We start from the raw sequence: 23,340 nt of genomic DNA, 5'->3' as shown, positions 1-23,340 counted from the left end.
GGGGAGGGGGCCAAGCCTTGATTTTTGGCTACCTTTTTATCAAGAAAAAGGTAGGAGCCCTTCCGGCGGCGAGGAAGCTCAAAAAACTCATTGGCAAAACAGATTGCTTCGTCGTACTTTCTTGCAATGACGATGGAATGGCAACAAAACCACCCCTGCCAACGCACTACCCATCACACCCCCTCCTTAAACAAGGAGGGGAGTTCCCCTCATGGCGCATCAGTAAATCCCCCTATCCGCCTATCGGCACCTTTCCCCTTGAAGGGAAAGGACTGGTAAAAGGACTGGTTGCAAAATTCGCCCTCAACCCACTAGCGACCGCCAAACAGCGAAAGCTTTAAGGTTTCCGCCTGCGCGGAAATGACGTTGGTGTACTAGGCTTCTTGCAGGGAACAATCCCCGTTACGCACTCTCTGGCCTAGGAAATGATAGAAGGATAGGCCGTTGAAACTTGTGCAGTTCCATTCGGATTTGCAGGCACAAAACAGCGGTCAGTCCGATCCTTCATCGGACCTCATCCGCTGTTGCCATTAAAGTTTCGATATTAATAAATAGCTCCCTCCCTTTAAGGGGAGGGCTGGGGAGGGGGCCAAGCCTTGATTTTTGGCTACCTTTTTATCAAGAAAAAGGTAGGAGCCCTTCCGGCGGCGAGGAAGCTCAAAAAACTCATTTGCAAACAGATTGCTTCGTCGTGCCTCCTTGCAATAACAACTTATAGATAAACTTCTGGGAAATGATCGGTTTTGCACCACAACAGCAAAAGCCTTAAAATCATCTTCGATGAGCACTTGCGTGGTTCCCACTTGCGCGGAAATCACGCAAATGGAATGTAGAATCATTATCCTCAAACACTAATTACAGTACTTCGCCATTACACCATCAGCAACATCACTTTTCAAAGCCTTTACCTTGTTCCAATCACTGCATGCGCCCGCTAGATTTCCCAACATTTGTTTGCAAATTCCCCGATGGTATAAATCGGTTGTCTCATCTGGCCTGGTTGCCAATGCCTGATCATAGTAATATAATGCCGTTTCATAATCCTTGTTGTGATAAGCCTGATTGGCTTTTTGCGAATTAAAAAAACTAGGTATAGCTTCGTCGGAAGTAAAATATTTCTTTTCCTGATACATTAAAACCCTAACCGGCCTCCCATTTCTCGTAGCAGGTTTCCAATTGTTTCTTGCTGCATAAAAAATTTTAGTGTAAGCTTTATCATAGGCTGGGTTTATGCCCTGAATAATCTTCAAACCGTCGGCCTTACCATTAGCATCAACAATAAAGGTAGCGTGTAAAGTACCTGTTCTGGTGCTCACATTTACCTTATATAGTTCATGCGATATATGCTCACTAAAATCGGTTCCTTTAAAAAGAGCATAAATCTTCTGCCCTGAATTAAATAAGGTATCAGTACCATTAACTTTGTAAATATCATTAGGACTTAAGGGAAGATTTTGCTGTATAAACCCCTCCCTGTAAAAGGTATAACGCAAGGAAGTCGGGCTATCAAGCGATCCGTTTAAATCGGCACTGATGAGAATAAGCCTGTTATTGGTCAACTCCATAATTCTAAAGGTATTTATCAAATAGCCCACCGCAGACTTCAGTAAAATTCTATTGCCTTTAAGTTCATAACGGAATTCAGATCCCAGCACATGATAAACTGCTGCGAAGTACATTTTATCTGGTGCCTCGAAAGTGTATTTGGTATAGCTATACTTTAAAACATTTTCATCCGGCAATTCATCGCCACTCAGGTAACTCACATTCGAGGCCACCCACGATCCTAAAATTTCTGATGTTTTAATTTCTGCCTTGCCAAACATCGCCAGCAGGCAAAATGTCGTAATAAGAAATGAGCGCATGATCCTTTGTTTGTACGAATATAAACTTTCTAAATCCAGTTTTCAAAATATGCCCATTTTTGCTGGCTTCGAAAATATTTAAAACGTATTGCCGTCATCCATTCAAATATACTGCTATGCCTTTTCCTGCCTCAAACTTCAATTTTCATCCAAAAACCCTTTCAGCCAGTTGCCAATTTAATATCTTTGCCGCAAAATATTGTCCCTAACAAAAGCATTTATACAAAGCATGAATACCCAAAATGAGGATATGGTTTCGAACTGGATCAAAGAAAATGGCAATCCGGCAATCGAAAAATTAACAAAAGTAAACCTGGAAACGGCCACTAAGGTTGCAGCGCTCCTCAAACAAAAAGGACTCCATGCTGATGCACTTGCCCAATTGGTTGATACACAAATCGCAGAAGTGAACAAATGGCTGGATGGAAAACACAACTTCAGCGAAAAAACCCTGGCGCAAATTGTTGCAACAATGGAGGGAAAAAATTAACCACCATTTAGCAAGCAGTCAAAAAATAACAGATGTTTATTGAGCTTTAATTATAACATATACTCAAAACCATTATTTCCCGCAATTGTAATCAGCGGTTCTATTGTAGTTTTAAATTTGATCTTATAGTCTTCCGGCAATTCCGTTACACTTTCCAGATCAGGAAATATACTTAAGTAATCTTCCAGTAGCTTTTCTTTGGGCATTTTATGTTTAATAATTTCAATGGCTGTTTTTTGTACACGATAAAAGGCCTCGAAATACTTTTCCATTCGAGGCAGCTTATCTGATTTGGAACTGTTAAAAGCAGGGTTGGCAGGGATTAAATTCCACAGCAAATCGTGTGACACGAATGCATAGGGAATAAAATGTTCTACTGCAAAACGATCCCTGTAAAGCCGGGTATTGGTATAAATGCAATCTACACCACCTAACTCATCTATGACCACACCCCAAACTTTTCGCTGTTTCGCCAAACCATTTCTTTGCGCAGGCTTAATCAACTTGTTGGGAATATCCGGAACATTGGGGTTATGTTTCTGTAGGTATAAACTCAGTTTCCAGTAGCAAAAGCTTTTTAAAATCCCTACATTTCTATTGAGATAATCTATCCAGATTGGATTAATGGTAATATGGGTTTGATCTACCGAATACAGGCAATCATTTTCGTACTGTTGCGAGGCCTGATAAACAGCACTTCGGTTTTCGGCTATAGACGGAAACCATGGACTTAAAAAACGATGCGGCACCTGCTTGTCAAAATGCCACAATATTTTTTGAGTGGACAGAAGATCACTGTTGTTTAGGCGTTTTTTTATCCGGCTACGATCTTCATCTATACTAATCCCTTCAACTGCCGCTACTTCTTTAACCTTATCATGTAACTGATCTTGCTTACCGAAACTGATGTGGAAATAATTAATGGTATACCAACTGGTGGCAACCATTCCAATAAATAATCTTTGCTTGGGAATATGGTATTGCCCATCTTCTACCTCATCTAAAATAGATAGGAACCAATAAAATTTATAGGCCGCAGCCGTGTTATTAAAACTGGCCGCTAACAGGTTTATAGGTAATTGGTCGTGAAAAGGGATCATTCAGTTGCAATATATCTATTACTGTACAAACAACAAATTCAATTATAATAATATTCAGCAATTTCTTGAGGATTTCATATTTTACAACATTAGCGGCTCTACATTGTTATTAAAGCATGGCAGACGTTCACAGCAAAGAAACCCGCTCTTATAACATGAGCCGCATTAAGGGCAAAAACACCAAGCCCGAAATGCTGGTGCGCCGATTTCTACATTCCAATGGTTTCAGATACTGTCTTCATGTAAAAGATTTGCCCGGTAAACCAGACATTGTACTGCCAAAATATAAAACGGTTATTTTTATTCAGGGTTGTTTCTGGCATGGGCATGATCAATGCAGATACTACGTTGTACCAAAAACAAAAACCGAATGGTGGCTCGCTAAAATTAATGGCAACAAATCAAAAGACAGCTTAAATATCGAGGAGTTAAGCCAATTGGGCTGGAAGGTGATTGAAATTTGGGAATGCGAGTTGAAGCCAAAGTTGATAAATGAAACTTTGACTCAGTTATTGTCGTCTTTATAGAAATAAACAGCTATAATCTTTTATTTGAACTATTTATTTTTCTTTGGCAATAATATATTTTAAAATATTTAAATCTAATTTTTTTCGATCGGTAAAGGAATAAGATAACTTTAAATTATTCATTTAGCTAAGTGTTTGATTTACCGGAATGGAAAATACACAAATAATTCTGTTAACGAATTTTGACTGGTCTTCTTAAATCTTCTATATCAGATACCTGAGAATGATATTTGATTTTTTGGACAGTTACTAGGTAGGTATCACATAATATGATTTAATACATGAATAATTTAATAGTTAGAGCAATTGAAGCATGGGAAAGTAGCGAACTAAAAGTTTTTAAGTACATTTCCCCCAGTGACGCGGGAAAAAGCAGGGGGCATCAATCAGGGATTTATATTCAAAAAGATAGCGGTCTTTTTATGTTTGAAAGGCCATGCAAAAAAGGAGAAAATAGGCAAAAGTTCGCATCAATAAAATGGCAAGATGGAATTCTAATAGAAGCATCCAGATTTATATATTATGGTAAAGGTACTCGGATGAGTTTAGAATCACCTGTACTAAAAGGAAAGTTAATGAAACAGATTTTCTTATAATGGTTAAAATTAAAGAAGATTTTTATAAAGCTTTTATCCTTAGTGATCAGGAAGAGATAAAATTGTTCTACAAGAATTTATCTAAATGAGATACTTTTGATATGCAAATCAGTGTAATTTATTATTGTTTAGATAATAAACTTTACTAACTTCGACCTTTAAATATATTTAATGTGAACTATATTGATCTCTTCGCTGGTGCCGGAGGCCTGTCAGAAGGCTTCAAAAGAGCAGGTTATTCTCCTGTTGCACACGTGGAGATTGATGCTGCTGCATCGTACTCCTTAAGAACAAGAGCAGCATATTACCACCTTAAAGAAAACAATCAGCTAGATCAGTATCTTTCTTATCTGAAAGGAGAAATACCTAGACAAGAATTGTATAGCAGAATACCAGACGAAATATTGAATTCCATTATTAATCTCGGCATTGGCGATGAAAACAATCAGGAAATTTTTAGCCGTATTAACCGAAATCTAAATAATAACAAAGAAATAGATCTCATTGTAGGTGGACCACCATGCCAAGCATACTCTTTGGTGGGCCGTGCAAGGTCTGAACATGGTATGAAGAAAGACTCCCGTAACTTTCTTTACGTCCAATATGCAAACTATCTGACGCAATATCAACCTAAAATGTTTGTGTTTGAAAATGTGTTAGGGCTCAAATCTGCAGGTGGAGGTATCTATTTACAAAACATGGAAAAGCTTTTTAACAAGAAAGGATATAGCATTCATATTTTTTCGGTTAAAGCAGAAAACTTTGGCGTACTACAAAAGCGAAGGCGTTTGATCATTATTGGCTGGAGACAGGATTTTACACCAAACCTACCCGATTTAGATAATTATCAAAGTGGGCTAAAGGCTAATGTATCATGCTTGTTTGCCGATTTACCAGCTATACAAGCGGGGGAAGGAAAAGATAAGTTTTTAAGTTATGCCAATAAAAAGAACGAATATCTTGAAGCAGCTCATATACGAAATGGAATTCCCACGCTAACTCAACATATTGCCCGGCCACATGCTTTGCAGGATAAAGAAATTTACCGTATAGCTGTTGATAAATGGAACAACGATAAAGAGCGCTTAAATTATAACGATTTGCCAGATCGTTTAAAAACTCACCAAAACAGATCTTCTTTTTTTGACAGGTTTAAGGTGGTGGCAGCTGATCTGGAGGCCTCTCAAACGATAGTTGCTCATATCGCAAAGGACGGACATTATTATATCCACCCTGATAACTCACAAAACAGATCAATTTCTGTTCGGGAGGCAGCTCGCTTACAATCCTTTCCTGATGATTTCTACTTCGAAGGTGTAAAAGAAGGTGCGAGCCGTACAGCTGCCTTTAAGCAAATTGGTAATGCGGTACCTTGCCTACTTGGTCAACAAATAGCTGTTAATATAAAAGATCTCCTTTAAATTATAATTTTAAATTTTTCCAGTTTTTTAATAGAATTAAATGCCTTAATTAGTGCTAATTCTTTTACTTTCTCTTTTTTCTGAAATGAGCTGTAAACAGATTTTATATTGCCAAGTTCCAAATGATCGAATATTTTGGTTTGACTAGCAACATCGATAATTCTCTTCCATTCTTCTTTTGAAAGGAGTAAAAATTTATCATAAATAAATTTCACTTCAATAGCGTCTTCATCCTGTAGCTTAGATAATGCCTTAATAGTTTCTATCAATGAAGGGTTTTCCTTCATATAAATCATGACTTTACTGCCAAAAGAAATCTCCCGTGATGATAAATTCTTATTGTCTTTTATCTTTTTGAGTAAATCAAAAGCTAAATAATAATCAAATTCTTCTGGTTTATTTTGGTCTATGTATGTCCTAAAGCCGTCCCAAAATCTTAATCCTGTTTTTCTTATTTCACTTATTGTAAATAGTTCATTTTCAAGGTTGTTTGTGTCTGTTTCTTTTTCAATTTCTCTACTGTCTCTTTCTTGCTCGCTAATAAGGTAACTCTCTAGCGTCTTCTCTAAATTCTCTTGATAATTTGCATTTTTTAAGTTTGCCCAGGAAGCCTCCTTTTTTGCATATTCTGAGAATAGTGTATTGTTTGATGCTTTTAATAAATGTTGATAAACAAAAATCATTAACCTTTTTAAAGTACCATTTAATTCATCATCAGTTTTCTGATCATCATAGATTTTCCAGAGATCAATTCTATTTTTAGTTAAGTAATGGAAATAGGAAACAGTATAAGCTACAGTGAATGACTTTAAATTAGTATCTCCAATTGAATCTACATTCTTCCTGCCAAAAAGTTTGTCTACAGATTTAAAAAGGATTGCGTTAGCAATTAATTTTCTATAAAAATTTTCTCCGGGCAACTTATTCTTCTTGACTAATTCTTCAATTTTTTTCGTGTAGTGGATAAAATTTTTTTGAGAACCAAGAGATACGTGGTGGGGTTCCAAATCCCAAATATTAATGTATTTAGCGATGTCTGATTTGACAAATTTAAAGCTATTTGGATTTTGTTCTTTAAACTTTTTTTGTTGACTTAAAGTCTGTTTATTAAGTGTTTCTCTGTATTGACCGCTTGCTCGCTCAAAGAACCATAATACAGATTGATTTCTGTTTTCAGGATTCACGACATACTTTCTTCTGGAGAGATTCTCAATCTGAACAAAATAAGGATTGTTAGAGGATAGGTCTAACTCAGTAACCTTATTTTGGCTATTTGCGAATCTCGCAATATTTGGTACCTCTTCATTTTTTTTCTCCTTATCTTTAATAACTGTAAGTTTCATTTGAACAAAAATTTTGTTCAAATCTGCATCTTTATATTTTTTCTGGGTATGATAAAGTGATGCGGTCGTTTGTCCACCATTAACAATTTGAAAATCATTTAAATGGGTAATAACCAGTTGATCGTCAAAAACCGCGGTCGTTACATTTTCAGCGGTTGCAGTTATACCATTGTTGTAAGGTAAAAACATGTGAGGCTTGTTCTGTATAGTTTCCCTTATCCCTTTATTGAATTTTCCTGTTTGGCCCAAAAAAGCTCTAACGTTACTTTCTAATAACTCATTCGAAAATTCTTTGTAAAGTTTTGCTAGAACTTCTCCTGGAACAATTGCTAGATAACAGTCATAAATTTCGTCTATTGTAGGAACCTTTAAACAAGGCAAGCCTTTGCGATTATCGCTAAATTTCTCGAATTCTATTTCAATCGGTTCGTGAATACTGTTAGATTCATTGATTTTAAATAATCGACTAACATCCCATGTATGCACGAATACACCGATATTATTTATTTCAAGCCGCTCTTTGTCATGGTTTGAAAAACCATTGATTAAGAAAAATATATTTATTCTGTCAAAATCTTTTCCTTGTTTTGATATAATTTTTATTAATTCATTTAGTTCTGTGTGTGAATGATCTATATAATCTATATGCCTTTTTAAAGCACCATTAATGAATTTTTTTATTTGATTCAGCGATTTAGTGTAATCAGCCTGAGTAATACTATATTCATAACTGTCATTTTTATAGTAAGTGATGAATAAATCTAAAGTTTCAAAATATGTCTTATTGTTCTCATCCTTAAATTGATCTTTCAAACAATAACCATTTAATTTCCAATCTATACTTCCTTGACTGTTTGGATGTACATACGATAATACCCTGGCACCTTCCGATTTTCCTATGGTTTCAAGCACTTCTATACAGTACTGAGTAAATTTATCTTCAAAGCTGGCACCCTCGCCATCAGAATAAACTAGTGATGCTACATCTGATTTTAATTCTTCAATATAGTTAGTAAGAGCCCTTTCCATTAATTAAATGAATTTATTATTATATCTGATTCAACCCTAAATTTTTCAACCGCAGAAAGTTCGATAGAGTAGGAGGTATTATAAATTCCCAATGGCAGTTGTGATTTTATAATTCTAGGGAAATCTCGGCTGATTCTATAGTTGTGTATTTGTTTGATAGAATACATTGTGTTATAATGGTCATCATCTAAGTAACCTAAAAGTAATAATCTTTCATCAAAGAATTTGAGTTTGTCTAAATCTGAATATAATTTATCTCTTATTTGAGAAATTAAAGAGTTCAAAGAAAAACCGTTTTCTTTTACATTTTCTACGACATAAAGAATAAGGTAAAGTTCGTTGACATTTTGAGTATCTAGTTGTCCCTCGTTTGTGATTTTTAGGCTTGGGTGCTTTGATGAAGTGAGTTTTATTTCAATGCCTATATTGCCAAATCTGAAATCTTTATCATCTTGTTCAGGTCCCATCCAAGCACCTAATAGTTTACTAATAGACACATTATTGTCAATCAAAGAATTGATAAAGAAAAGTTCTCCTATTAAACCCTTTTGATATTCAAGTGGCATTCCACTAAAGCTAATTTTATCAAATAGCTTTTTCCATTTAAAAATTACATTTAATGTTGTAGTAAGCGCTTCATTTTCGGAGGTTGTTGTTACAATATCTTCTATAATGTTTTGAACAAACAACGCGAAGATATCTTTCAAGTCATTATCTATCAGATAAATGTTTAATTCTAAAGAGCTATCCGTTTCAAAAGAAAATATCTCAACACCCCTGAAACGATAATTTTTGAGCTCAGGAATTATTATACTTTTTGCAACAGACATGATGTACAAATACTGTCCTGTTATATTGTTGGTGCCAGCATAGCAATTTAAATGTAAGATGTTTTCAAGCCTTGTTTTCATAATGAAATCACCTGTTGGTTTCTGGGTTTCCCAAATTGATTTGATGTTTACCATAAACTATTCATTATCATTATTTGGAGAATCGTCATCGTCCTGCGGCTCTTCATCAAAGCCATCAAAAATTGTCGTTGTGTATGAGGTTTTAAGTTCATTTTCAATTTTCGGAAAATGTAGACTGTAGCCGATAATAGGTATTCCGTTATTCACATTCGGTGTTCCTCTTTCGTCTAACGCATAGATTAAAAGCAAGCCTTTCTTTTCAATGGCTCTTTGTTCTTTGATTTCTTTATTGCTCTTTAACCCATTTGTCACAAGATCAACTTGTCTATCTTTTAGATCATCAATTTGATTTTTTGCAATTAAATAATAGTCACTTGCCCTAGATATTTTTGGTTGGTTACGGACACTGCATCCCAAGGTGATTTTTTCTCCATTAAAATGCAAGTCATAAGTCACTATGTTTTCTTTTTCTTGCCTCTCTTTTAACGGCGTATTACCTGCATAATCAATAAATACCTTATCATCTGTATTTGAAATGATGCATATGCTCCATTCATTAATATTTAAGTTTTTAGATTGTATTTTAATATACTCGCTCAACGTTGCATTGTTAATGCTCGGTTGTTCAATTTTAAAAGTATCAATGAAATCACAAATTGGACTAATATCCTGATTAGGGTAAAATAAATATCTTATTTTTTCTCTTGTTACTTGCCTATTCTGCATCTTGGGGAACCCAATTGCAGAAATTAAATCGTTTAATGCTTTATAGTTATTTTCAATTGCCTTTTTTGTCTTAAGCAACTGATAAGTTTGAGGATTGGTTCCAGAAAAGGAAATTTCAATGTTTTTTGAGAAATTGAGTTTAGCCAAACTTGTAATTGTCATTAGTCCATGATGATTTCTCACTTTTAACCTGAAATCTTTTGGACGCTGATGCGATGTGGTCATTTCGTCAAAATCATTACGCATCTCTTCGGTTGCCATTGTAATATGATTGAACCATTCAAAAATCTGTTCAGTGGTGTACAATCTACATAGATCTACATAGCCAGGGCGATAGCCAAACCAACGACCCATTTGCATTAACGAGTCGTACATTTTTGTGGTTCTCAGGTAATAACTTATAGACAACCCTTCTAATGTAATCCCTCTGGATAACCTACTTCCGCCAACGGCAATTACAGACAATCCTTGTTCGTATCTAGCATAAGCAATCTCCTCTATATTATGATACTCCAAATTGGTTGTAGATCGAGTTCCATGAACAGCACGGACATCGATTTTTGATGCTGCTTTTTTTAGCTCTTTTTTAATTTCTTCCCAAGAATGTTGTTTAATTCGGATGTCTTTATAATCTAGATTGTCTAAGATATTGTCTGTAGTAGGAACGAAGTCCGTTTGGTATAAAACTCTCAGTTCTTCCAAAATGCCTTCGTCCTCACTATTGATTGCATTCGCGAATTCTTTCGTTTTTCCGTTTACCAGGTAGGCAACTCTATCTATCCATTTTACAAGCAACGCAACGTGAACAAGCATAGAATTATGTTTGTTTTCATGCCCTCTCAATCTACGAATTGCACAAGTTAAAAAGAAGGATTTTATTGCCTTTTCTAAACTGGATGGGAGATATTCAGGTAAATCATCTTTGTTAGATTTATTTATCGTTTTAAAAAAAGGAGGATCGAAATCATTGATTTCTCTAAATATATCCAAAGGTTCTTTTTCTTCACCATTCGGATTCTCAAATCCAAATACTTTAGCAGCACCAAAGTAATTTGTTGGCGCTTTAATATTGATGATAAAATCTCGCGGAAATAAATCTTCTCCAATTTTATATTCCTTGTTTTTTACAACAGTTTTTAACTCGTCATTATACTCTTGTGCAATAAACAGATTTGCATAAGGCGTTGCTGTATAACCTATAAAAGTGTTTTGGTTGAATAAGTTTAGTAGCGTTCTAATTAATCGATTGATAGTCTTTATATCCTCGATACTTTTTGAAGCGTTTACGGATGCTGCATCGGCTTCGTCATCAATGACTAAAACGGGGACATTAAAAAGTTTTGGTGATCCGTCAATATTTTTTGCATTTACATCTTTTGCAAACCAATCTATCAGGTTTTCAAGAATGCTTTTATTTTTCTTAATAACAAATACTACTGGATTTTTACCAATTGGAATATTTAACCTATTTGCTATAGATTGACTAAAATCCCCTTCGTCATTATTTTTGTAGTACGAAGAAGTTAAAGAGTAGATTTCGGTATTGACTTTGTATTTACCAACCCCGATAATTTTATTCTCTCCCTTATTGTTGATGAATGCAGAGCTATTTCTTCCAATATAGCCTGAATCTATCCTTTCTTGTGTCTGTCTCCTTAATGAGCTAATTGTTCCTGCAATAACAATTATAACTTTATATCCAGCATCAGTAGCCTTATTAATTAATCCCACATAATTAGACGTTTTTCCAGATTGTACGTGACCAACAACCATTCCTCGTCTATCCCATGAATTATTGTCTTTGGGGTTTATACACTTGTCTAATATTTTATCTGTAAAATCATCTAAATCGTTAACTGGAAAAGACGGATCGTTTTCAGCCATATAAAGCTTGTACCTATTCCATAATTCAAAATTGATATTTGCTTTTTCATCATTTAACCAAGGAGTTACGTCTTTGTCATAAAGTTCGGTAATTGCTCCTTTACCAATGCTGAAATCAGCACGAAGAATTTCAAATAATTCTTGCTTATCTAAAGTTTGCCCATCAACAATGTTGATAGCCGAGGCTTTTTCAATCACATTTAATAAAATGTCATCAGTAATTTCTCCTTGGTGTAATGCCAATAGCGTGTGGGAAATTGCTCTCGCAGATTGTAGTAAAGTACTCATTTTAGATAGTCGTTAATAAGTGGAAATAGATTAAAAGGAGTGGAATTCATTAGTTGTTGTTTAGCTAGCGATTCTGGTATTCCTTGTGCCGAATAAACTTGATAAATTTCTACTGCCAAACTTATTAGCTCGTCGCTAGGTATATCATTATGCTTTTCTAACTCGTGAAAAGCAGGGTCTTCATTCTGGTTGCTTAATATCAATTCGATAGGCACGTTGTCTTCAAGTAATTTTAAGGCTTTGGTTAACAGTTTATTTTTTTCGTTCAGTAGTGATATGATAATTGGATGTTTTTTATTTATTCTATATTTTTTAATTCCTTCTCTAGTTATTTCATCTTTCCAAAGAGGCTCGTAGCTATGTTGGGTATATGTTGTCAATGTCTTTTGTCCCCGCCAGTTATAAATCTTTGCTGATTTCATAATTGCAATTTTTGCAATTCTAGAAAGCTCTCTCCTAATTTCAATAGGAGGCGTGGCCGTAGACTTTTTGATGTCGAGGTTCCAATTAAAATCATTGGCATTAGAGAAGTTTACTGCAATACGTGACAGCTTAGAATAGTCTCTTTTCTTTTCTAGGCCCAACCAATCTCCGGCCACCAATAATCTATCCCCTCTGTACACGTAAAATCCCTGTTGTTGAAACCAGCCTAAAGCACCTCCTGATTTTTCATAATCATCTTTTCCTATTTCAGACATATGTGGTAAAATGAAATAGGTAATTTCTACATTGCCAAAAGTTTCTGGTAATCCCATTTCTGGCTTCGCAGCCAGATTTAGTAGAAAGGGATTGATTGGTTCTAATTCTTCATTTTGAAAATAGATCTTGATTTTTTTAGTTTCAATAAATTTGTGAAATACGAGTGCTAAATGTGCTTTCACCACTTGCATTTCTTGGTAGAAAGCATTTTTAACTGCTTCATTATTTATGTCTGCGTTACCAACTATTCTATCTAATTTCTCCCAAAGCACTAAAGTACCAGATAACTGCTTATCAATAACGTCTAAAAAAAAGTTTTCCGAAACAAAATCTAAAAGAAACCATTCATTTTCATCATTGATAAAATCAATATCCCAACAGCGTTTGATAACGTTGTAGTTTTCTTTTTTAGTGATACAGGTAAGTCTCTTGCATTGAGAAAATGACGCGGTTTTTAAACCCATGCCAAACCTCCCTAAGTCTTTCTCGTGTCGTTCTTCTTCTGGATCTTTACTTCCTGGAGTCATAGCTATTACCAATTCCTCCTGATTCATTCCACTTCCGTTATCATAAATAGAAATGAAAGAATTCTGTCCTTTCCATTGATATTCAACACGGATTTCACTAGCACCGGCAGAAATGCTGTTATCTATAATATCGGCTATGGCCGTAGACAGATTATAACCAAAACTACGATAAGAATTTATGGTCGATTTAGGTTTCGGCTTTGCAGTTTCGGCTATAAAATTCTTCATATCAGGAAATTATTTTGTTAATAAATTGAGCTCGGTTGGAGAAACTATCCAGTTAACTTGTATAGAGGTATAAATGTGTTTTTTAGGTTTTAGTTCTTCTGTTGGATTTTGAATAAAAGTAACTCGCGGTTTGTTTTCTATGTCGGAAATGATACAAAGGAAATAATTTTCTCGTTTTTCATGAGCCATTGTCCATTCTTTATCAGTTAAAAGAATTCCTCCTTTTTCACTTGATAAACCTTTTACTTCTATATAAAACTCAGCTTCATCAGCCTGGATTTTAAAATCGTACCCGACTCCAAAGTCTCTAACGTCAATGAGTTCTCCAGCCATTGGAGCATTTGTTTTTGAATGGTAATCGATAAAGAAATTTTCTGCAGCTTTTCCAGTAGGTGCTCTTATAACAAAATCTCTCAGCTCTTTATTATCATCTTCGTTGATGATGGTCAATAGGCTTCTTAATTCTTCATAATTTTTATAGATATTTCCAGAAAGTATGTCTTTTGCGATCTCTCTAACTTGAAGCTCAGAGAGATTTTCTAACGCTTGCGCAATTGTCACTCTGCTTATGCTCATAGGTCTTTGGTGCCATCCGGCTCTATGTTCGAAAAGTGGATCAAATTCATCTCTCCAATTTTTAACTGAATTAATATTGATTTTAAGCTTTGAACTTACATCTTCGAACGCACTGCTCCAAGTCTTATAGCCTAAACCGCTTAGAGCTTTTTTATCATATTTTGCAAGATAATATGAAACATATAATGCTAATTTGTGATTGTCTTTCATTAAGCTAGTGCTTGTCTATCTATTATTTCCATGATATAATTATTCATAAGAAGCAAAAAATACTGTCTAGATTGCTTGTGCAATCTCATCAGAAACAATAACGTCCTTCGCTGAACTTTCATAGTATTGCGCAGTTAGTTCAGAAATAAGGTATGCGTCATCTAACATCTTTATGAAAAGCTCTCTGGATATTTTTGTGTGTAAAATTATTTGAGTGCCGTCGTCATTATACTTCATCTTATTAATTAAAGATGGGTGAGTTTTAGTAAAAGCTATTATTCTATCATTTGGAATGTTATTCGTAAATACAGGAGAATTCCTAATTTTAACTACCTTCCTTGCAAAGCTAGTCTTGCCTAATAGATCTTGTATTCCTTGTACAGAATCTAAAACAGCAATTTGAGTTAACAATTGAAGGCTATTTGTCGCTTCTCTAACGATTACTTCGTGAAAGCCAAAGCTCGTTTCAAGTAACTTTAAAGAGAGGAATACGTAAGTCTCATTTATCGATAAAGCATCGAAATTTGGTGTTAATCTTAAAACTTTATCCTCGAATCTCTCTAATCTGTTGTTTGCTTTCCAAAGTAAATATCCCCCTCTTCCGAAAACTTCAACGTTCGTAAGTTTTTTGTATAGTTTTATTTGGTTCTCTTCTGTGCCTATTTTGATAATTAGCGAATCAATATTCGCCAAATCATCATTCTGAAAAGAAAAAATAGGTGTTTCATCATTTAAAGCCGAGGAATAGTAGTTTAAACCTTCTGGTAAATCCAAATCATATTCAAAGACAGTATTCGCTCTATTATCTGCTTCTGAAACTTTGATAATCGTTTGTTCTTCCACTGATATGATTTTGTCTCTAATACTTTGGAGAAAAATATCTTGTATTACAGTAATTTCTTCATTATCAATATCAAGTTTTTTTACTTGATAACTATCTTTCATAACTGCATAAACGATTGTAGAAAGATTATTTCCTTGCTCTAACAAAAGATTTAATGAGTTTGTTAATTCTTCTCTATTCATACTTTATTTTAATTTTGTATAAAATATTCTGTTATCCAGCTTTATATAATCACATCTATCTCCTTTTTTTAGATTATGTTTAGTTATTAAAATGATACCATTTCTTTTCTCATTATTCTCGAATGAGCCATTTATATTAAATATTTTAAATCCTAAAAGAGCAAGAGTAGGGTTGGCGTAAAATAAATCGGTTTTGACATAAATAGCGCAGATTACTATCATAAGTATTAATAGAACTAAATGATAGCGAAATTCAGCGAAATTGAAACATACCAATGGTACAATATATGTTGTTAAAAAGGTCAAGTGCTCATAATTAATATTTTCAACTTCATCAATTAGAAAAGGCATATTTGTTGAACTCTTCAATTCATAAGAAAAGTCAAAATAAGATACTACTCCTGTAATAATCCCTATAAGACATAGTATCGAGATTATGTTTTTTGAAATTAATTCTTGCCAACCTATAAAATGACAATCATTAGAAATACATATTGGCGCATATCCTGTTATAATAATTGTTAGAACGAAGAATAACCACATTGATAATAGAAATAGGCCAATTTTCCTTTTCATGACCTAACTCCCTCCATTTTAAACTCTCTTGCACCAATCCTAATAAATTTCACTTTATCACCTGCTTTAATCCCTAATTCTTCTAAAGCGTCGCTTCCTAATCTTAAAATATGCGAGCGTTTACCTTTATGCTTAAAAGGAATAGTGTAGTCGTTTTTAATTGTGATTTTCAATTCATCATTTTGCTCTGGAAATAACCCTTTAAAAGCAGCCGTTATTCTTAGCTGCTTATTTTTAATGTCGTTTTCTGTTATGGAATTTCCATCAGAAGGAAGAGTAAATGTTAGACTGGTATTTTTCATAATACTTTCAGTTATTTTATTTCTATTCTTTCGTACAGATTACTTAAGTGTACTATTAAAATTTCAACAAATCTTCCCAGTAAATATCCATATGTTGAATCACACTCAATAGGGATGCCATCATCCTCTGTTAGTTTAAAATAGATTTCTGTATTTAGCTTGTTCCCAAATGGCTTTACATAAAGGCTGTTTTCCCATTGTTCGGATTTGGTGGAATGGTAGAATATAAAATGGTTTTTGCTATCAATATGAACGGACCAAGTTTTTAAGGTTCCATTGTTGATATACTCCTTAATTGTAGTTACTAGCTTTTTTGCGTCGTTTGTGTAAACAGTTATATGCATACTTTTAATTTAGATTTTTCGCTTTTCCTATACCCCTCCCCAAACTCCTTCAATCTCTTAATCGGCTTTCACCTTAACCTTTCTTCTTTTTAGTAGATGCTCCCTTTATAGCTTTTGGTTTTTCTGCTTTTTCTAATTTTTTTATGCTTTCGGCCGTAGGCAAATCTTCGGGCATAGTACCACCCAATTCTCGGATAGTTTTCCTTACTGTTTTTCCTACTTCAAAATGCGTTTGGTTGGCAGCATTCTTACCCTGTATCTGTTCACGCCGTAGTTTTTCTTCTGTTTGTGTTGCACGGAACAGGTTTGCAGCAAGTTCTGTACTCCCCATGTGGTCGAGTATTTGTTGGCTGTTTTTTAATCCTTTCTTTGCATGTATCTTCTTGGCATCTAAACCACCATACAGCCCCATATATCCGTGGTTTTGGAATATTGCGTAATCAATACTCTCAATTACCCCCGCTTTTTTAGCCGCTGCGGCAAGCTGAATGTTGTGCTTTGCCAATTCATCCCTCAGAAATAACCTTTTTTTATCCTCACTTTGAAGTCTATTGTAGGCCTCCATTTGTTGTATTTCCTGCAAACGGGTTTGTACGGCAAAATAGGTTTGCCCTAATGCAACCACTTCTTTGCTTGGATCGGCATTTTGCACTACAAGGTAACAGGCATATCGGCTCAGCTTGTAACTTTGCATTTCTCTTTCTGCGCCCGAGCCAATGGCTACCATCTCGTTGAACTCAACGAGATGGTTTTCGACATCTTGCCCACTATTTTTACAGGCTTCAATGGCTTTAGCTATAACAGATGAGAAGTTTCTAAAATCGGTATATTCCAATGCTTTGGCTAATTGCCTTGCCATCCAGTATTCGTTCCCTGTTTCGTCTATCTGTTTAATTTGCTCAAATAAACTTAAGCTCTGTTTCGATAATTCTTTAGCCATAACTATCCTTTCTTGCTACTTGTTTCCTATTGCTCTAATCTCAATTACCCTCTCTTCAAACTGCTTGCTCTCACTGCCATCTTTATTGAGTTTTGGGATTTTTTCATAAGTTATTTCTATCTACATGCGAGATTACATAATAGATGTTTCCTCTATCAGTCTCTTCTAACGCAACTCCTACAGCTATTTTCTTTTTACCTACATTCCATATGCAAGCTTCAAAGGCTTTGCCATTCTTCATTTTTTTTTCCTTTGGATAACCACTGTTGTGCTGTGGAGTTCCGTAGGTTTTCATAAAATATTCCTTAATCAAATCCATTCGGTTAAAAAGGGCTTGATCAAATTTTGTATTATAAAATGTAGCACTATCAATCAAATAGACCATATTCAGTTCGTTTGAACTGTTGAAGAATGAAGTAAGAATGTATTTGTTTCCATCCAGATCAATCAAGGAGTCTGGATATAATTCGTTAAATTCTTTTTCAGATATACCAAACTTCGCATTACCGACGGCAATGTCTTCAGTTGCCCTAATCAAGCTATCAGTTAACACACCAACTTTTCCTTTATTGTTTTGTCCGCACGAAAAAAGGAACGCCATAACGGAAACGAACATTAAAATAAAGATGTGTCTATTTTTCATTTATTAGCTTAAACTATATTATAATAGAAACTACTTATTTAATTAGTTTTTCTTTTTGTTAATTCAATTACTTAGTGTTATTCAATAATTCCCTAATATCTACATCTAAGAAAACCGAAATATTATAAAGCTCTTCAATAGAGGGTTGTTGTTTATTGCTGCACCATCTAGACACTGTTTCTTCTCTTCTTTGAAGCTTTTCAGCAAGTATCTTGTTAGATATTTTCTTTTCGGCTAATACAACTTTAATTCTATTGAAATCTTTCATTTATGATTTTTTTAGTCAATATTTTGATTTTAATAATCAATTAACTATATTTGTTATCAGTTAATTATAGCGACAAATAGAGTTGGGTGTAAGCCTTGCTTTTTACGATGTCACTCATGAAAGAAAACCGCTAAACTTTCCACATGAGCAGACCGTGAGTTCGCTTTCTATTGGATTTTGTATCTTCGCATACTTATTCAATAGGGCGAAACTCATGTAAGTCTTTTGTGGAACACAAACCTAGGTTTGTGCGGTTCTTAGCGGTACCTCTTTCAAAAGCATTGAGTTTCGCCTTATTGGTTCTCACCAATCAGGTTTCCTTTCATTGCTTTTACGGGTACACATCGTTTTACATAAAAATTAACCGTTTATGAAAACGAAAAAATTAAGCTCCATTAAAGTGCCCCACTTCCATGAGGTGGTGCACAATTATTCCCTTAAACTCTTGTTAAAGAACATTATTTGTTCTCCATCGTAATGCAGGCTAGAAATTCCAAGTAAAAAGCGCCCTAAAAACTGAGGCCATGATTGCGAAGTTCGCATACATAAGTCTGAGTGAAGGTTAATTTAGCTTGGTACCAGCCCTTATTGCTAATTAGGCAAAGTGCAGTACTATGGTTTATCGCAATCCCAAGGTAAGCATCTTTTTTCTAATTACAATTACGGTTTTCCGTAAAAGCATGCAAAACACATGTTGAGGGCTGGTTTTTGTTTTATTTTTTTCAACATAACAAATAAATGATCCGAAGATGGGCCGATAAGCTGAAAGAATTACTATTAAAAGAGATTGCCACGGCTGATGAAGAATCATCCTCGCAATGACGGGTTATGGATATGACTAACGGAAAATGCCTGGCGCTGCATCATGCTATAGCCGCCATGCCATCCGGCCTGGCAGATGATGGAAGGATAGGCCGTTGAAACTTTTGCAAAAACTTTCAAATACCACAGAACAAGGCAACGCGTCCTCCCGATCCTTCATCAGGGCTTGTGTTGCCGCTTTTAAAGTTTCGACGAGCATAGCCGACATCAGGTGCAAGCCTTGATTGTTTGGTCCTTTATCATCAAGGATAAAGGACTAGGCAGCCGCCAATGAGGCAAAACAATGAAAAGAAAATTATATAACATACTTCAATAAGCTCAACAAATAAATAAACACAAGAGAAACATTCTATCAGTCCACTTAATCAAACAATCAGAAAGATGAGTCAATTAAAAAACTTGTTTTATTCGATTCCCCCTATCTTGAGGGCCTGGAATAGCAATGCCTATCTATTTGCCATCTTTCAGATCCCTCCCTTTTATGTTACCCATCCCATCGAGTGCCCCTTTGATTATTTGTTCGCTTTGAAACCTAAAAATCCTGTTTAGTTTGAGGTGGCAAGCCCTGTTCCAGTCTGGTTTTTTCATAAGAATTATGGTTGATTTAATAATGGTAAACGGAATGGACGGGGCTTTGCTTTGATTAAAGCCAAAGCAGATACTAAGGCCGAAAGCCTGTTTTGTGGAATGAGATCCTTCGAAACTCAGGATGACAATACACCAAAAAGATTGCCACGGTGGCGAAAAGCCATCCCACGCAATAATGGAATTAGGATGACTAAGCCTATATGATTAAAAGAAATACAATTGCTTTGTGCAAAAGATAGATCAGTACGGCAGGCAAAGGGTTTCCTTCAATGACAGAGCTGTAGGCAAATAATATTAATTGATCAACTAAATCAAAACTGTGCCCAGGGCTCTCTTTAAGGGGAGTGGGGAGAAGTTAAACCAAACAAATAATGACTAAAAAAATAACGATATCCATCGTAATGGCCGTGCTATGCCTAAATTTTGGAGCAATAGCACAAACCCTCACCAAAATAACGGGCAGGGTTGCAAACCTGGAGGGCAAACCCTTACCAGGGGCAACATTAAAAATAAAACAGAGTGGAGCAATAACAACAACCAATAACAATGGCGAGTTTGTGCTCAATGTAACTGAACCCGCTGGCACTTTGCTGATTAGCTTTACAGGTTATAAAAACAAGTCGCTAAATTATCAGGTGACCAATCAGAGCCAGCTGCAAATTATACTCGATGAAAACACCAACAGCCTGGATGAAGTACAAATTATGGGTTATGGGCAAACCACCAGAAGAACAAATACAGGTAACATATCAACCGTAAAGGCAGCAGACCTGGAAAGGCAGCCCGTTACCAATCCATTGGCCGCATTGCAGGGCCGGGTGCCGGGGCTAAGTATTACCCAAACCAGCGGTGTGGCAGGTTCGGCCTTCAAAGTGCTTATTCGGGGTCAAAGTGCACTTGATGCCGGCTTATCGCAAAATGATCCGCTTTTTATTATTGATGGCATTCCCTTTGAACCTGGCAATACGATCAGTGGCCGCTTAAATTCTGCGGCAAACAACAGCGCTGATGAAGGAGGGTTAAGTCCTTTAAACACCATTAACCCACAGGATATAGAAAGTATTGATGTGCTAAAAGATGCCGATGCCACCGCCATTTATGGGAGCAGGGGAGCCAATGGCGTAATTCTGATCACCACCAAACAGGGGAAAAATGGAAAAACCAGTTTCAACGTAAATACCTATACTGGCTTTAGCCAGGTGGGCAGAACAATGAGCATGCTCAATACCAGCCAATACCTTACCTTAAGGAAAGAAGCTTTTAAAAATGACGGCATTATTCCAACAGCAGTTAATGCGCCCGATATCCTATTGTGGGATACCACCCGTTATACCGACTTTAAAAAACTATTAATTGGCAATACCGCACACGATTACCAGTTGCAGCTTTCAGTAAATGGAGGTAATGAGCATACCAATTTCAGGCTTGGCGGTAACTATCACAAACAAACAACCGTATTTGCTAAAAACTTTGCCGATGAGGTAAGTGCGGTAAGCCTAAGCATTAACCACCGCACGCCCGATAATCGTTTTTCCATACAGCTTTCAACGCAGTATGCACGAGATCACAATAAGCTGCCCGGCAAAGACTTTAGCCGCTACCTGAACCTGCCACCTAACCTTCGGTTATATGATGATCAGGGCAATTTAAGTTGGGAAGAATCTGGCGTGGTATACAACACACTTGGCAATGGCGATATCATTAACCCTTTGGCGCTGCTTGAAGAAAAATTCAACAGCAACAACAGTAATCTGGTGACTAATCTGGTACTTAACTATAAGATTTTAGAGGGGCTCAGTTTTAAAACCAATTTAGGCTACAACCAGTTCAATACCAAAGAAACCCTCATTAAGCCAACAAAAGCTATTGATCCTAACCTCATAACCAATTATGGAGTGATGCCCGCTGCTTCCTTTTCCAGTTCCTTGCTCCAAAACTGGATTATCGAACCGCAGGCAGATTATAAACGGGCAGGACGGTTCGGTACCTTAAATTTAATGGCAGGGCTTACCTTCCAGTCAAAGAATAGCCAGTCAGATTATCAGTATGGCAACAATTACAGTTCAGATTTACTGCTGAACAACATTGCCGCAGCAGGTTTGCTTACCGTGGGGAATGATGAGGCCACATACCGGTATAACGCGGTCTTTGGAAGAATCAATTACAATTATGATGAAAAGTATATCGTTAATATTACAGGCAGAAGAGATGGTTCCAGCCGCTTTGGGCCTGGTAAACAAATGGCTACTTTTGGCGCTGTAGGAATAGCCTGGCTGTTTACTAATGAGAAACCGATCAAAGCACAGCTTCCTTTTCTAAGCTCAGGAAAGTTAAGAGCAAGCTATGGTACCACAGGCAATGATCAGATTGGGGAGTACAAATTTCTAAATCTTTGGGCCAACACCACGGCCACTTATAATGGTGCGGCTGGCCTTTACCCAAGGAGCTTATATAATCCGAATTACAATTGGGAGATGATTAAAAAAGCAGAAGCCGCACTGGAACTGGGCTTGTTTAAAGACAGGATCTTATTTTCAGCAGCATACTATAACAACCGATGCAGTAACCAATTGATCAACTATACACTGCCCAGTCAAACAGGATTCTTTCAGGTGGTTAAAAATTTTCCGGGATTGGTACAAAATGCTGGCCTTGAGTTTACACTAAACACAATCAACATTGATCGAAATGGATTCAGGTGGACAACGGCTTTCAATTTATCGGCCAACCGAAATAAGCTGATTTCTTTTCCCGGTTTATCCGCGTCGAGTTACAAGAGCCGCTATATAGAAGGCGAACCCTTAAGCCTGATACAAGCTTTACGCTATTTGGGTGTGAATCCTCAAACCGGGGTTTATACCTTTGAGGATTTCAATAACGATGGAAGATTAACTTCAGCCGATTATCAGCTTTTTGGCAGCAGAGACCCAAAATTTAATGGTGGTTTTCAGAATAATTTTAGCATTGCCGGCCTCGAGCTGACTTTCTTTGTTCAGTTTACCAGGCAACTGGGATTGAATTATGTGAACCAATTATCCAGTTCAACGCCAGGAAAGATATATAACCAACCGGTAGTGGTATTAAACAGGTGGCAAAATGAGGGAGATGTTACCGATATTCAAAAACTAACCTCAGCAACCAACAGCACCGCCGGAGCATTGAGCAACCTGCGCCAGTCAAATGGTTTATATACCGATGCATCCTTTATCAAACTCCGTAATGTAAGCCTTTCTTATCAGTTCCCACAGCAATGGCTAAGTCGTTACCCTATTTCTGGTTGTAAAATATATGCCCAGGCACAAAATGTTTTAACCCTTACCCACTATAAGGGAGCTGATCCCGAAACCCAGAATTTTTACACCCTGCCGCCATTGAAAACTTTTGTATTTGGTCTGCAATTAAACTTATAAA

General features: G+C 36.0%; 19 protein-coding genes. 6 read left to right on the top strand and 13 right to left on the bottom strand.

Features of this window, described 5'->3' with window-relative positions; all coding sequences use genetic code 11:
- On the top strand, window positions 1-341 hold a 341-nt coding region (locus tag DU508_RS23955; RefSeq protein ID WP_158542238.1), incomplete at its 5' end, for a hypothetical protein.
- Between the two features lie 510 nt (window positions 342-851).
- Here the strand turns inward: DU508_RS23955 and DU508_RS23280 are convergent.
- Window positions 852-1,865, bottom strand: coding sequence for a hypothetical protein (locus DU508_RS23280; RefSeq protein WP_147273680.1), 1,014 nt, complete (start codon window positions 1,863-1,865; stop codon window positions 852-854).
- A gap of 229 nt (window positions 1,866-2,094) precedes the next feature.
- Between DU508_RS23280 and DU508_RS23275 the strand changes: the two genes are divergently transcribed.
- Window positions 2,095-2,355: a hypothetical protein gene (locus DU508_RS23275; protein ID WP_115405071.1), complete on the top strand. Its 261-nt coding sequence runs from the start codon at window positions 2,095-2,097 to the stop codon at window positions 2,353-2,355.
- A 50-nt stretch (window positions 2,356-2,405) separates the two neighbouring features.
- On the opposite strand, the gene DU508_RS23270 is transcribed toward DU508_RS23275, so the two are convergent.
- A complete protein-coding gene (locus tag DU508_RS23270; RefSeq protein ID WP_115405070.1) occupies window positions 2,406-3,455 on the bottom strand; it encodes an HNH endonuclease domain-containing protein in 1,050 nt (349 codons plus the stop codon).
- Between the two features lie 116 nt (window positions 3,456-3,571).
- Here DU508_RS23270 and DU508_RS23265 point away from each other — a divergent pair, with 116 nt between their 5' ends.
- From DU508_RS23265 to DU508_RS23255, 3 genes are all read left to right on the top strand, one after another.
- Entirely contained in the window at window positions 3,572-3,982 is a 411-nt protein-coding gene (locus DU508_RS23265; RefSeq protein WP_115405069.1) for a very short patch repair endonuclease, read from the top strand.
- Between the two features lie 281 nt (window positions 3,983-4,263).
- The gene (locus DU508_RS23260; RefSeq protein WP_115405068.1) at window positions 4,264-4,578 is read left to right on the top strand and encodes an EcoRII N-terminal effector-binding domain-containing protein; all 315 of its coding nucleotides are present in this window, start codon (window positions 4,264-4,266) and stop codon (window positions 4,576-4,578) included.
- A gap of 173 nt (window positions 4,579-4,751) precedes the next feature.
- Window positions 4,752-5,999: a DNA cytosine methyltransferase gene (locus DU508_RS23255; RefSeq protein WP_115405067.1), complete on the top strand. Its 1,248-nt coding sequence runs from the start codon at window positions 4,752-4,754 to the stop codon at window positions 5,997-5,999.
- On the opposite strand, the gene DU508_RS23250 is transcribed toward DU508_RS23255, so the two are convergent.
- The 11 genes from DU508_RS23250 to DU508_RS23190 form a co-directional block, all read right to left on the bottom strand.
- Window positions 5,996-8,371, bottom strand: a complete 2,376-nt coding sequence (locus tag DU508_RS23250; RefSeq protein ID WP_115405066.1) for an AIPR family protein — start codon at window positions 8,369-8,371, stop codon at window positions 5,996-5,998. The two genes, DU508_RS23255 and DU508_RS23250, sit on opposite strands and share 4 nt — an antisense overlap.
- The gene (locus DU508_RS23245) at window positions 8,371-9,336 is read right to left on the bottom strand and encodes a PD-(D/E)XK motif protein (RefSeq protein WP_115405065.1); all 966 of its coding nucleotides are present in this window, start codon (window positions 9,334-9,336) and stop codon (window positions 8,371-8,373) included. Before DU508_RS23245 ends, DU508_RS23250 begins: the two co-directional genes overlap by 1 nt.
- A 3-nt stretch (window positions 9,337-9,339) precedes the next feature.
- A complete protein-coding gene (locus DU508_RS23240) occupies window positions 9,340-12,180 on the bottom strand; it encodes a Z1 domain-containing protein (protein ID WP_115405064.1) in 2,841 nt (946 codons plus the stop codon).
- Complete coding sequence (locus tag DU508_RS23235; RefSeq protein ID WP_115405063.1) at window positions 12,177-13,634, bottom strand: ATP-binding protein; 1,458 nt, start codon at window positions 13,632-13,634, stop codon at window positions 12,177-12,179. Before DU508_RS23235 ends, DU508_RS23240 begins: the two co-directional genes overlap by 4 nt.
- A 9-nt stretch (window positions 13,635-13,643) precedes the next feature.
- Window positions 13,644-14,420: a DUF3883 domain-containing protein gene (locus DU508_RS23230; RefSeq protein WP_115405062.1), complete on the bottom strand. Its 777-nt coding sequence runs from the start codon at window positions 14,418-14,420 to the stop codon at window positions 13,644-13,646.
- Between the two features lie 66 nt (window positions 14,421-14,486).
- Window positions 14,487-15,446 carry an anti-phage protein KwaB gene (gene kwaB / locus DU508_RS23225; RefSeq protein WP_115405061.1) on the bottom strand — a complete coding sequence of 320 codons (960 nt, stop codon included), beginning with the start codon at window positions 15,444-15,446 and terminating at the stop codon, window positions 14,487-14,489.
- A gap of 3 nt (window positions 15,447-15,449) precedes the next feature.
- Window positions 15,450-16,022 (bottom strand): anti-phage protein KwaA, encoded by a 573-nt coding sequence (gene kwaA / locus DU508_RS23220; protein WP_115405060.1) that lies wholly within the window; start codon window positions 16,020-16,022, stop codon window positions 15,450-15,452.
- Window positions 16,019-16,324 (bottom strand): hypothetical protein, encoded by a 306-nt coding sequence (locus DU508_RS23215; protein ID WP_115405059.1) that lies wholly within the window; start codon window positions 16,322-16,324, stop codon window positions 16,019-16,021. The genes kwaA and DU508_RS23215 overlap by 4 nt, the downstream gene beginning before the upstream one ends.
- A 417-nt stretch (window positions 16,325-16,741) precedes the next feature.
- Window positions 16,742-17,608, bottom strand: a complete 867-nt coding sequence (dinD, locus tag DU508_RS23205) for a DNA damage-inducible protein D (protein WP_115405057.1) — start codon at window positions 17,606-17,608, stop codon at window positions 16,742-16,744.
- 103 nt (window positions 17,609-17,711) lie between these two features.
- Window positions 17,712-18,251 carry a hypothetical protein gene (locus DU508_RS23195; RefSeq protein WP_147273679.1) on the bottom strand — a complete coding sequence of 180 codons (540 nt, stop codon included), beginning with the start codon at window positions 18,249-18,251 and terminating at the stop codon, window positions 17,712-17,714.
- A gap of 67 nt (window positions 18,252-18,318) precedes the next feature.
- Entirely contained in the window at window positions 18,319-18,519 is a 201-nt protein-coding gene (locus tag DU508_RS23190; protein WP_115405055.1) for a helix-turn-helix transcriptional regulator, read from the bottom strand.
- 1,781 nt (window positions 18,520-20,300) lie between these two features.
- Here DU508_RS23190 and DU508_RS23185 point away from each other — a divergent pair.
- On the top strand, window positions 20,301-23,339 hold the full coding sequence (locus DU508_RS23185) for a SusC/RagA family TonB-linked outer membrane protein (RefSeq protein ID WP_115405054.1): 3,039 nt from the start codon (window positions 20,301-20,303) through the stop codon (window positions 23,337-23,339).
- Window position 23,340 lies beyond the last annotated feature (1 nt).

The sequence above is a fragment of the Pedobacter chinensis genome (assembly GCF_003339865.1).
Classification (GTDB): Bacteria; Bacteroidota; Bacteroidia; order Sphingobacteriales; family Sphingobacteriaceae; genus Pedobacter; species Pedobacter chinensis.
The sequence above is the reverse complement of the archived record's forward strand: the minus strand, read 5'-3'. Positions and strand labels throughout refer to the sequence as shown.

Excerpts from the sequence above, each read along its gene's own strand:
- DU508_RS23280 (WP_147273680.1), bottom strand. The coding sequence starts at position 1,865 with ATGCGCTCATTTCTTATTACGACATTTTGCCTGCTGGCGATGTTTGGC.
- DU508_RS23275 (WP_115405071.1), top strand. The coding sequence starts at position 2,095 with ATGAATACCCAAAATGAGGATATGGTTTCGAACTGGATCAAAGAAAAT.
- DU508_RS23270 (WP_115405070.1), bottom strand. The coding sequence starts at position 3,455 with ATGATCCCTTTTCACGACCAATTACCTATAAACCTGTTAGCGGCCAGT.
- DU508_RS23265 (WP_115405069.1), top strand. The coding sequence starts at position 3,572 with ATGGCAGACGTTCACAGCAAAGAAACCCGCTCTTATAACATGAGCCGC.
- DU508_RS23260 (WP_115405068.1), top strand. The coding sequence starts at position 4,264 with ATGAATAATTTAATAGTTAGAGCAATTGAAGCATGGGAAAGTAGCGAA.
- DU508_RS23250 (WP_115405066.1), bottom strand. The coding sequence starts at position 8,371 with ATGGAAAGGGCTCTTACTAACTATATTGAAGAATTAAAATCAGATGTA.
- DU508_RS23245 (WP_115405065.1), bottom strand. The coding sequence starts at position 9,336 with ATGGTAAACATCAAATCAATTTGGGAAACCCAGAAACCAACAGGTGAT.
- DU508_RS23240 (WP_115405064.1), bottom strand. The coding sequence starts at position 12,180 with ATGAGTACTTTACTACAATCTGCGAGAGCAATTTCCCACACGCTATTG.
- DU508_RS23235 (WP_115405063.1), bottom strand. The coding sequence starts at position 13,634 with ATGAAGAATTTTATAGCCGAAACTGCAAAGCCGAAACCTAAATCGACC.
- DU508_RS23230 (WP_115405062.1), bottom strand. The coding sequence starts at position 14,420 with ATGAAAGACAATCACAAATTAGCATTATATGTTTCATATTATCTTGCA.
- kwaB (WP_115405061.1), bottom strand. The coding sequence starts at position 15,446 with ATGAATAGAGAAGAATTAACAAACTCATTAAATCTTTTGTTAGAGCAA.
- kwaA (WP_115405060.1), bottom strand. The coding sequence starts at position 16,022 with ATGAAAAGGAAAATTGGCCTATTTCTATTATCAATGTGGTTATTCTTC.
- DU508_RS23215 (WP_115405059.1), bottom strand. The coding sequence starts at position 16,324 with ATGAAAAATACCAGTCTAACATTTACTCTTCCTTCTGATGGAAATTCC.
- dinD (WP_115405057.1), bottom strand. The coding sequence starts at position 17,608 with ATGGCTAAAGAATTATCGAAACAGAGCTTAAGTTTATTTGAGCAAATT.
- DU508_RS23195 (WP_147273679.1), bottom strand. The coding sequence starts at position 18,251 with ATGAAAAATAGACACATCTTTATTTTAATGTTCGTTTCCGTTATGGCG.
- DU508_RS23190 (WP_115405055.1), bottom strand. The coding sequence starts at position 18,519 with ATGAAAGATTTCAATAGAATTAAAGTTGTATTAGCCGAAAAGAAAATA.
- DU508_RS23185 (WP_115405054.1), top strand. The coding sequence starts at position 20,301 with ATGACTAAAAAAATAACGATATCCATCGTAATGGCCGTGCTATGCCTA.